We start from the raw sequence: 9967 nt of genomic DNA on the forward strand, positions 1-9967 counted from the left end.
GTAGCCGATTGCGGGGAATCCCAGACTGTCTGGGGGATGAGGATTGGTGTAGGATAAGGGCGACAGCCTGGCGGAGGAGCTCGGTGACGAAGGGCCTGCTGCTTGTCGCGCTTGTGGCCACGACCCTGGCTCAGGTCCTCCCTTCCTGCGACGGGGGGGGAGGTGGACCGAAAGTGATCGGCTGGGTGGAGGCCAAGTACGCCCGCGCAGCGGATCCTCAGTACGTCGTCGTGATCAACGGCATCGAGTACGCGGTCCCGGACGACTTCTTCTTCAAAGTCGAGGTGGGCGACCTGGTCAAGTACGAGGGTGGCGTCTGGACCATCATCCGGCGGGCAGGGTCGCAGTGAGTGGAGCGGAGTGAGGGAATCCATGCGGCGGAGACGGGGAGCACCTGGGCGCGGAGGGGTTCTTGCGTCGGTAGGCCTCGTAGTCTTGCTCGCCCTCCTGCTGGGGACGGCGAGAGGATCTGCGCAGTCGCTCCGAGTCGTCGTGCTGGTGGACTTTGTCGACCAGAGCACCGAGGGGTGGATGGTAGGGGTAGGGCAGATTGCCGTCCCCTCCATCGTGCAGGCCCTGGCTAAAGCTCCGCAGTTGCGTGTGATCGCCGGCGATCCTGTGCGCGACGTCCTGCGTCAGAGAGGATGGCTTCCAGCCGATCTGGTCTCCCCGCTGCGCAGTGCGGAGGTGGGGCGGGTTCTCGGTGCAGAGTGGGTGGTGACCGGGCGGTGGATTACGGCGGAGGTGACCGGGCTTCCTGACGAGCCTCCCGGGACCACCATGGTTCCCAGCTTCCGGGAAGGGCTGGCCCGAGCGGCGGTGGAGGTGCGGGTCCTGGAGGTGGCCTCGCGGCGGGTGCTCCGGCAGGAAGTGGTGCGAGCACAGGCCTTTGGCCCCCCGAGCCGGATGCTCCTCCTCGAAGCGGCCGAGGCCGCCCTGCGCCAGGTGGCGACGATCCTCGCCCGCCTGTAGAGTCGGCGACGACCGCACCGATGTTCTTCAGACAAGGTGACCATTACGTCCCCTTGACCGGCCGCGGGCTGCTGCGGCTATAATGAATCAATGCTTTGGCGCCCCGCCACCCTGGCGGGGTTTCTCGCATCCTGGCTGCCGGAGGGGCCGTGGGCCTGCTGGATGACATCGACGAGGTCCTCATCCCGGAAGCCGCGCTGCAGGCGCGGATCCGGGAGCTCGGCCAGGCAGTCTCCCGCGACTACGACGGCAAAGACCCCCTGCTGGTGGGGATTCTGATTGGTGCCTTCGTCTTCCTCTCCGACCTCCTGCGGCACATCAGCATCCCCTGCGGCGTGGACTTCATGGCCACCTCCTCCTATGGGGCCGCCACGGAGTCTTCGGGCATCGTCCGCATCCTCAAGGACCTGGACCAGAGCATCGAGGGCCGTCACGTCCTCATCGTCGACGACATCATCGACACCGGGCTGACCATGGACTACCTGCTGGAAACCCTGCGCGCCCGCTACCCGGCGTCGCTGCGGGTCTGCGCCCTGCTGGACAAGGTGCCGCGGCGCCGCCGTCACGTGCGCATCGACTACCGCGGCTTCGAGATCCCCGACAAGTTCGTTGTGGGCTACGGCCTGGACTACTCGGGCCTGTATCGCAACCTTCCGTTCATCTGCGTGCTGAAGCCGGAAGTCTACCGCAGTTGACTCCGGACGCCGCCACGCTTCCCTTCCTCCCTCGAGCCCGCGCCGACCGGCGGGCGTACGGGTTCGACGAGATCGCCCTGGTCCCGGCCGCTGCCACGGTCGATCCGGAGGACGTGGACCTCTCCTGGCAGGTGGGGCGCCTGCGATTTCCCCTCCCCTTCCTGGCGGCGGCCATGGACAGCGTCACCGACGTGCGCACCGCAGCCCTGCTTGGGCGGATGGGCGCGGCCGGTGTGCTCAACCTGGAGGGGATCCAGACCCGCTATCCCGACCCTGAAGCCGCCCTGGAGGCCATCGCCGCCGCGCCTCTGGACGAGGTGGTCGCCCGCCTGCAGGCGGTCTACCAGCCGCCCGTGCGCGAGGAGCTGGTATGGGCGCGCGTCGCCGCCATCAAAGCCGCAGGGGTCCCCTGCCTGGTCTCCGTGACCCCGGCTCGGGCCGCTCACCTGGCGCCGCTGGCCCAGCAGGCGGGGGCGGACGCCGTCCTAATTCAGTCCACCGTCTCCTCCGACCGCCACCGCAGCCGCAGCGGAGAGGCCACATCTCTGCGGGCCCTGGTGGAGCAGCTGGAGGTCCCGGTGATGATGGGCAACTGCGCCACCGCCGAGGGCGCGGCAGACCTGCTGGAGGCGGGCGCGGCCGCGGTCTTCGTCGGGGTGGGCCCGGGCGCGGCCTGCACCAGCCGCCGGGTGCTGGGTGTGGGCGTCCCCCAGGCCACGGCCATCGCCGAGGCGGCGGCGGCGCGTGACGCCTACTTCCGGCGGACCGGGCGGTATGTGCCCATCGTGGCAGACGGGGGCATCGGCGTGGGAGGAGAGGTGGCCAAGGCCATCGCCTGCGGGGCGGACGCGGTGATGCTGGGATCGGCCCTCGCCCGGGCGGAGGAGGCGCCTGGTCGGGGCTACCACTGGGGGATGGCCACCCCGCACCCGGCTCTGCCCCGGGGCACGCGCGTGCGGGTGGGGACCGCCGGCTCCCTGGAGCAGATCCTGCTGGGGCCGGCCGTGGTGGACGACGGATCGCAGAACCTGGCGGGGGCGCTGCGGCTGGCCATGGGGCTGTGTGGCGCCGCCGATCTGCGGGCGATGCACCAGGTGGAGATCATCCTAGCCCCGGCGCTGGCCACAGAAGGCAAGCGGCTGCAGTTCACCCAGGGAGTGGGGCAGGGCCGGTGAAGGAGCAGGACCACGATGTGGTGGTGGTCCTGGACTTCGGCGCGCAGTACGCACAGCTGATTGCCCGCCGCGTGCGGGAGAGTCGGGTGAAGAGCCTCATCCTCCCCTTCGACGCCCCGCTATCGGACCTGGTGCGGTTGGGCCCGAAGGGGGTGATCCTCTCCGGCGGGCCGGCCAGCGTCTACGAGCCGGGCGCGCCCCTCCCTTCCCCGGAGTTGTTCGCCCTCGGGGTCCCCATCCTGGGCATCTGCTACGGCCTGCAGGCGATGGCCCACCTCCTGGGCGGGGAGACGGGCCCCGCCGATCGGCGGGAGTACGGCCGCACCCGCCTCTTCGTCGACCGACGGGAGCCGCTCTTCGTCGGGCTGGAGGACCGCCTCACCTGCTGGATGAGCCACGGCGACGCGGTACGGCGTCTGCCACCGGGGTTTGTCGTCCTGGCCCACACCGACGCCGGCACGGTGGCTGCCGCCGCCGACCCGGCGCGCCACCTCTACGGGCTGCAGTTCCACCCGGAGGTCTCCCACACCCCCTGGGGCGGGGAGGTGCTGCGCGCCTTCCTTTACGGCGTCTGCGGCTGCCGTCCCACCTGGACCACGGCCTCCCTCATCGAGCGCGCGGTGGAGGAGGCTCGCGCCGCCGTGGGGAGGGGGCGGGCCATCGTCGCCCTCTCCGGCGGCGTGGACTCCGCCACAGCCGCGGCGCTCGTCCACCGGGCGATCGGTGACCGCCTCACCTGCATCTTCGTGGACCACGGCCTGTTGCGCCGCGGCGAAGCAGAGCAGGTGATCGCCACCTTCCGCGACACCTTCAGGATCCGCCTGGTCCAGGTAGACGCCCGGGAACGGTTCCTGGCCCGGCTGCGCGGAGTCACCGACCCCGAGGCCAAGCGGCGGATCATCGGCGAGGAGTTCGTCCGGGTCTTCGAGGAAGAAGCGGCCCGCCTGGGGCGGGTGGACGTCCTGGTGCAGGGGACGCTCTACCCCGACGTCATCGAGAGCGGCACCCGCACCGCGGCCCGGATCAAGACGCACCACAACGTGGGAGGGTTGCCCGAACGGATGCGCCTGCGCCTGGTGGAGCCCCTACGCGAGCTGTTCAAGGACGAGGTGCGGGAGCTGGCCCGCCAGCTCGGGCTGCCCGATGCGCTGGTGGAGCGTCACCCCTTCCCCGGTCCCGGGCTGGCCGTGCGGGTGGTGGGGGAAGTGCGGCCGGAGCGGCTGGAGCGGTTGCGCGCGGCGGACGCCATCGTCGCTGAGGAGGTCGCGGCCTTCGGCCTGCAGCGCGACCTCTGGCAGGCCTTCGCCGTCCTTTTGCCCGTGCCCACCGTAGGGGTCAGAGGAGACGCCCGCGCCTTCGGGGACGCCCTGGTCGTCCGCGCCGTGACCAGCGAGGACGGTATGACCGCCGACTGGGCCCGCCTGGAACCCGACCTGCTGGAGCGGATAGCCAGCCGCATCACCCGCGAGGTCCCCGGGATCGCCCGCGTCCTCTACGATATCACCAGCAAACCCCCGGCCACGATCGAGTGGGAGTGAGAATCGGGCGCGGCAGGTGCGGCCAAGGACAAATCTGCAAGTATCGCGCAATGGTGCTATGATGTAACCACCATGCGCCGGGTGCAGATTCAACTGGACGAGGCGACGTACGAGGCCCTCAGGCGCCGGGCCTTCCGCAGGCGCCAGTCCCTCTCGGCCGCCGTTCGCGAGATCCTGACCAGGCACCTGGGGGCGAACCGTCCGAGGCGGAGGCGGCCGACGCTTGCGGACTTCCCCTGGGTGGGGGCAGCATCGGTGAAAGACCCCTATTGCGTCTCCGAGGAACACGACCGCGCCCTGGCGGAGATCGAGTGGTGATCTTCCTCGATACGTCAGCCATCTACGCACTGGCCAATGCGCAGGACAGCAACCACGTCTCCGCCCAGCGGTCGTTGCAGGCTCTCCTGGAGGCGGGCGAGGAGCTGCTGACCCACAACTATGTCCTGCTGGAGAGCGTGGCTCTTCTCCGGTCGCGGCTGGGCTGGGATGTGACGCAGCGGTTCCTGGCCGCGCCACCCGCCGTACGCATCCGCTGGGTGGATGGAGGGTTGCATGCCTCCGCCGTGGAGCAGTTCCTCAGCCGGAGGGGCCGTTACAGCCTGGTTGACGAGATCAGCTTTCTGGTCATGCGCGAGGTAGGTGTGCAGTTCGCCCTCTCCTTCGACCGGGACTTCCAGCGGGAGGGCTTTCTCCTCTACCGGACCGACGGCCTGTGACCGCCGACCTGCTGGAACAGCTCAACCCGCCGCAGCGTGCGGCCGTGGAGCACGGCGGCGGGCCGCTGCTCATACTGGCCGGGGCCGGCTCGGGCAAGACGAGGGTCCTGGCCTACCGGATCGCCTACCTGATCCGGGTACGGGGGGCGCGGCCCCAACAGATCCTGGCCGTCACCTTCACCAACAAGGCCGCCCGGGAGATGCTGGACCGGGTGGAGCGGCTGCTGGGGGGTCCCGTGGCCCGCGGGATGTGGATCGGCACCTTCCACCACATCTGCAGCCGCATCCTTCGCCGTCACGGCGAGCGCATAGGAATCCCCAGGAACTTCGTAATCTACGACACCGAGGACCAGCGCACCCTGCTGCGGGAGGTGCTGGCCGACCTGGGGATGGAGGAGCAGCGCTTTCCCCCGGAGGTGGTGCACGCCCTGATCGGCCGGGCCAAGGACGAGGGGCTGGGGCCGGCCGACTACGCGGCGCGGGCGGAGAACTTCTTCCAGGAGGCGGTGGCCCGCGCCTACCGTGGCTACCAGGCGTCGCTGCGGCAGCGGGGGGCGCTGGATTTCGACGATCTGCTGCTGGAAGCGCTGCGGCTGTTCGAGGAGGCGCCCGAGGTGGCATCAGAGTACCAGGAGCGCTTCCGGCACATCCTGGTGGACGAGTATCAGGACACCAACCGTGTCCAGTACCGTCTGGTCGCCGCTCTGGCCGCGCGGCACCGCAACCTCTGCGTGGTGGGCGACGACGATCAGTCGATCTACAGGTGGCGAGGTGCAGACATCCGTAACATCCTCGATTTCGAGCGAGACTACCCGGATGCCACCGTCATAAAGCTGGAGCAGAACTACCGCTCCACGAAGCGCATTCTGGCCGGGGCGTGGGAGGTCATCCAGCACAATCCGCACCGGCACCAGAAGCGGCTGTGGACTGACAACCCCGAGGGGGAACCCATCGCCCTCTACGAGGCCTTCGACGGCCACGATGAGGCGCGCTTCGTCGTGGAGACCATCCGTCACCACCATGAGGAGGGGCGGGCCTACCGGGAGATGGTGGTCCTCTACCGCACCAACGCCCAGTCCCGCCTCTTCGAGGAGCAGCTGCTGCGCGCCGGCATCCCCTATCAGGTGGTGGGGGGCGTGCGCTTCTACGAGCGGCGCGAGGTCAAAGACATCCTGGCCTACCTGCGCCTGGCGCACAACCCTCTGGACATGGGCAGCCTGCGACGGGTGGTTAACGTGCCGCGGCGGGGGATCGGTGAGATCACCCTTGGGCGCCTGGAAGCCTTCGCCGCGCAGCGGGGCATGAGCCTGCTTGAGGCCATGGCCAGCTCCGAGGCGCTGGCCGAGCTGCCCCGGGCGGCCGCCCGTGCCGTGGGCGACTTCGTGGGCCTGGTGGAGCGTCTCCGCGACCGGGCAGCCCGCCTCCCCGCCAGTGACCTGATCGAGCAGACCATTGCCGAGAGCGGCTACCGGGAGATGCTGGAGCGGGAGGGGACGGAGGAGGCCTACTCCCGCCTGGAGAACCTGCGGGAGCTGGTCACAGTGGCTCGGGAGTTTGCCGCCACAAGCGGCGAGGAGAGCCTGGAGGCATTCCTGCAGCACCTGGCCCTGATTACCGACATCGACACCTGGCAGGAGCAGGCGGACCGGGTCAGCCTGATGACCCTGCACAGCGCCAAGGGGCTGGAGTTCCCCGTGGTCTTCCTGGCGGGTATGGAGGAAGGACTCTTTCCCCACGCCAGGACCATCGAGGAGGAGGGCGGCCTGGAGGAGGAGCGCCGCCTCTGCTACGTGGGAATGACCCGGGCCAAGGAGAGGCTCTACATCACCTACGCCCGGCAGCGCATGGTCTTCGGCGCCGTCCGTCCCAGCATCCCCTCCCGCTTCGTCGAGGAGATCCCCCGGGCCATGCTGGAGCCCGCGACTTTGCCGGCACCGGCGGCCGCGGCTCCCGGGCCCTGGCCGCAGCCGGACCGGGAGGTGGTGGCCCCGCCGGTGGGGGGATGGGTGCGCCATGCCACCTTCGGCCAGGGTCGGGTCCTGGAGGTGGAGGGGGAGGGTGCACGGGCCGTGGTCACCGTGCGCTTTGCCACCGGCGTGAAGCGGCTGGCGCTGGGGTACGCGCCCCTGGAGGTCCTCGCTGCGGGGGAGCGGCTGGAGCGGTAGACATGGCGGCCCAGTGGGGCGGGGAGCACCAAGGAGGAAAGCACCCCAGGCGCCGGAAAGGCCGTGCCAGCACCGGGAGCCGCCTGGAGGGGAAGGAGGGGCCCCCGCAGGAGCCAGGCAAATATGATAGTCTTATCGTGCACTCTGTACCCTGCAGAGGAAGATAATCCGTTACCACAATGTTACCTGGGAGGGGGGAGGAGATGGACGAGGTCCGGTCGAGGCGATACCGGTTCTTCGCCCGAAAGACCACCGCTAGGGTGAGGACGATCCCGCTCCTGCTGCTGGTGGCCGCACTGATCTTCACCCTGCCGACCGGCAGCGCCGCTCAGGCCCGGGTGGGGGCGTGGGTCGATGTGGTGCTGGCGGTGGAGGAGCCCAGCGACGCTGCGGCCATCAGCCGGCTGGAAGCCAACGACATCCAGGTCTGGTTCTCCGGCACGGCCAATCCCGAGCAGCGCAACCGCATCCAGCGGAGCCCGGGGCTGGCCTTCGCCACCTCCTACGGGCTCTACCACGAGCTGACCTTCAACCCCGTCGGACCCACCTTCCCGGGGACGACGCGGCTCAACCCCTTCTCTGTCCCCCGCATCCGGGAGGCGATGAACTGGCTGGTGGACCGGCGCCACATTGCCCAGGAGATCATGGGCGGCATGGGGACGCCGCGCTACCTGCCCATCAACACCGTCTTCCCCGACTACGCTCGCCTGGCCGACGTGGCCCGCAAGCTGGAGATCCGCTACGCGCCCAACCCCGACCGGGCCCGGGCGGTGATCAGCGAGGAGATGGGCAAGCTGGGAGCGACCCTGGTGGGCGGGAAGTGGCAGTACGGGGGTGCCCCGGTCACCCTGATCTTCCTGATCCGCACCGAGGACGAGCGGCGGCAGATCGGGGACTATGTGGCCGGTCTGCTGGAGGGGATCGGCTTCACCGTGGAGCGCCGCTACGGGCGGTCCGCGGAGCTGGCGCCGCTATGGATCGGCGGCGACCCGGCGGCCGGGCGGTGGCACATCTACACCGGCGGCTGGATCAGCACCCTGATCCAGCGGGATATGGCCGACAACTTCGACTTCTTCTACACCAAGCGGGGTCTCACCGACCCGCTCTGGCAGGCGTACAAGCCCTCTGACGCCTTCGACAAGGTAGCCGACAAGCTGGGGAAGCGGGACTTCACCTCGGTGGCCGAGCGCAACAAGCTCTTCGCCCAGGCCCTGGAGCTGGCCATGCAGGACTCGGTGCGGGTCTGGCTGGTGGAGCGTATCTCCGCCTGGCCGCGGCGGAAGGAGATCAAGGTGGTAGCCGACCTGGCCGCCGGCTACTCCGGCTCCCGCCTCTGGCCCTACACCCTGCGATACGAGGGGCGCACCGGCGGCACCATCCGCATGGGGCTGCCCAGCATCATCACCCAGCCGTGGAACCCCCTGGGCGGCTCCAACTGGATCTTCGACCAGACGCTGATCCGCTCCACGCAGGACTACGCAACCATTCCCGACCCCTTCACTGGCCTGGCGATGCCGCAGCGGGTGGAGCGGGCCGAGGTCACGGTGAAGCAGGGGCTCCCTGTGACCCGCACGCACTCCTGGGTCACCCTGCGCGCGGCGCCCCAGATCACCGTTCCCGGCGACGCCATCATCTCCTGGGACCCCAAGGAGCAGCGCTTCATCACCGTGCGGGAGAAGCACCCCACGGGACTGCGGGCCCTGACCAAGCGGGTGGTCTACTTCGAGAAGGACCTCTTTAAGAAAGTCCAGTGGCACGACGGCAGCCTCCTCACCATGGGTGACATCATGCTGGGGTGGATTCTCACCTTCGACCGGGCCATGGAGGCCAGCGCCATCTACGACCCGGCCGTCGTCCCGGCGTTCAGGTCCTTCGTGGAGCAGTTCCGCGGCTTCCGCATCGTCTCCGAGAACCCGCTGGTGGTGGAGTACTACTCGGACGAGTGGACCATGGACGCGGAGAACATGGCAGCGGGGGCGGCCGGGGCCTTCTGGCCCAACTACGGCTTCGGCCCCGGCGCCTGGCACAACGTGGCCGTGGGCATCCGCGCCGAGGCGGCCAAGGAGGTGGCCTTCTCCTCGGCCAAGGCGCGCCGCCTGAACGTGGAGTGGCTCAACTACGTGGCCGGCCCCACTCTGGCCGTCCTGGACAAGCACCTGGCGGCGGCGCGGGCGGAGAACTGGATACCCTACGCTCCCACCCTGAGCCGCTGGATCAAGCCCGAGGAGGCCCGCCAGCGCTACACCTTCCTCACCCACTGGCGCACCGGCCGCGGCCACTTCTGGGTGGGCACCGGCCCCTTGCTCATCCAGCGCGTCTCCCCGGTGGAAAAGATCGTGGAGCTGCGCCGCTTCGGCCGCTTCCCCGACCCCTCCACCAAGTGGGTGAAGTTCGATGAGCCGCGGCTGGCTGCGGTGGCAGTGAGCGGTCCTTCCAGCGTCCGGGTGGGCAGTGAGGGAGCCTTCGAAGTCAAGATCACTTACCGCGGCCGACCTTATCCGGCGGCGGACATCGAGGAGGTGAAGTACCTCCTCTTCGACGCCCGCGGTGAGCTGACAGCCAGCGGTGTGGCCAGGGCGGTTGGCGAGGTCTGGAAGGTCCACCTCTCTCCGGAGGTGACAGGGAAGCTGGCGCCGGGATCCAACCGGCTGGAGGTCATCGTTGTCTCCAAGGTGGTGAGCATCCCCAGCTTCGCCAGCGTCGGCT

Annotated in this window: 9 protein-coding genes; all 9 read left to right on the forward strand. The window is 69.4% G+C overall.

Going from position 1 to position 9967, the window contains the following annotated elements; genetic code table 11:
- Positions 1-83: 83 nt before the first annotated feature.
- Positions 84-350 carry a hypothetical protein gene (locus QN152_13280; GenBank protein MDR7540478.1) on the forward strand — a complete coding sequence of 89 codons (267 nt, stop codon included), beginning with the start codon at positions 84-86 and terminating at the stop codon, positions 348-350.
- A gap of 85 nt (positions 351-435) precedes the next feature.
- The gene (locus tag QN152_13285; protein ID MDR7540479.1) at positions 436-972 is read left to right on the forward strand and encodes a hypothetical protein; all 537 of its coding nucleotides are present in this window, start codon (positions 436-438) and stop codon (positions 970-972) included.
- A gap of 155 nt (positions 973-1127) precedes the next feature.
- The gene (hpt, locus tag QN152_13290) at positions 1128-1667 is read left to right on the forward strand and encodes a hypoxanthine phosphoribosyltransferase (protein ID MDR7540480.1); all 540 of its coding nucleotides are present in this window, start codon (positions 1128-1130) and stop codon (positions 1665-1667) included.
- Complete coding sequence (locus QN152_13295) at positions 1664-2842, forward strand: GuaB3 family IMP dehydrogenase-related protein (GenBank protein ID MDR7540481.1); 1179 nt, start codon at positions 1664-1666, stop codon at positions 2840-2842. Before hpt ends, QN152_13295 begins: the two co-directional genes overlap by 4 nt.
- On the forward strand, positions 2839-4380 hold the full coding sequence (gene guaA / locus QN152_13300; protein MDR7540482.1) for a glutamine-hydrolyzing GMP synthase: 1542 nt from the start codon (positions 2839-2841) through the stop codon (positions 4378-4380). Before QN152_13295 ends, guaA begins: the two co-directional genes overlap by 4 nt.
- Positions 4381-4452: 72 nt before the next feature.
- Positions 4453-4698, forward strand: a complete 246-nt coding sequence (locus tag QN152_13305) for a ribbon-helix-helix protein, CopG family (protein ID MDR7540483.1) — start codon at positions 4453-4455, stop codon at positions 4696-4698.
- Positions 4695-5096 carry a PIN domain-containing protein gene (locus tag QN152_13310; GenBank protein ID MDR7540484.1) on the forward strand — a complete coding sequence of 134 codons (402 nt, stop codon included), beginning with the start codon at positions 4695-4697 and terminating at the stop codon, positions 5094-5096. Before QN152_13305 ends, QN152_13310 begins: the two co-directional genes overlap by 4 nt.
- A complete protein-coding gene (pcrA, locus tag QN152_13315; protein MDR7540485.1) occupies positions 5093-7261 on the forward strand; it encodes a DNA helicase PcrA in 2169 nt (722 codons plus the stop codon). Before QN152_13310 ends, pcrA begins: the two co-directional genes overlap by 4 nt.
- Positions 7262-7464: 203 nt before the next feature.
- Positions 7465-9967 (forward strand): ABC transporter substrate-binding protein (locus QN152_13320; protein ID MDR7540486.1); only part of this gene is annotated, 2503 nt, incomplete at its 3' end.

It is taken from the genome of Armatimonadota bacterium (genome assembly GCA_031459715.1).
Lineage (GTDB): Bacteria > Sysuimicrobiota > Sysuimicrobiia > Sysuimicrobiales > Humicultoraceae > Humicultor > Humicultor tengchongensis.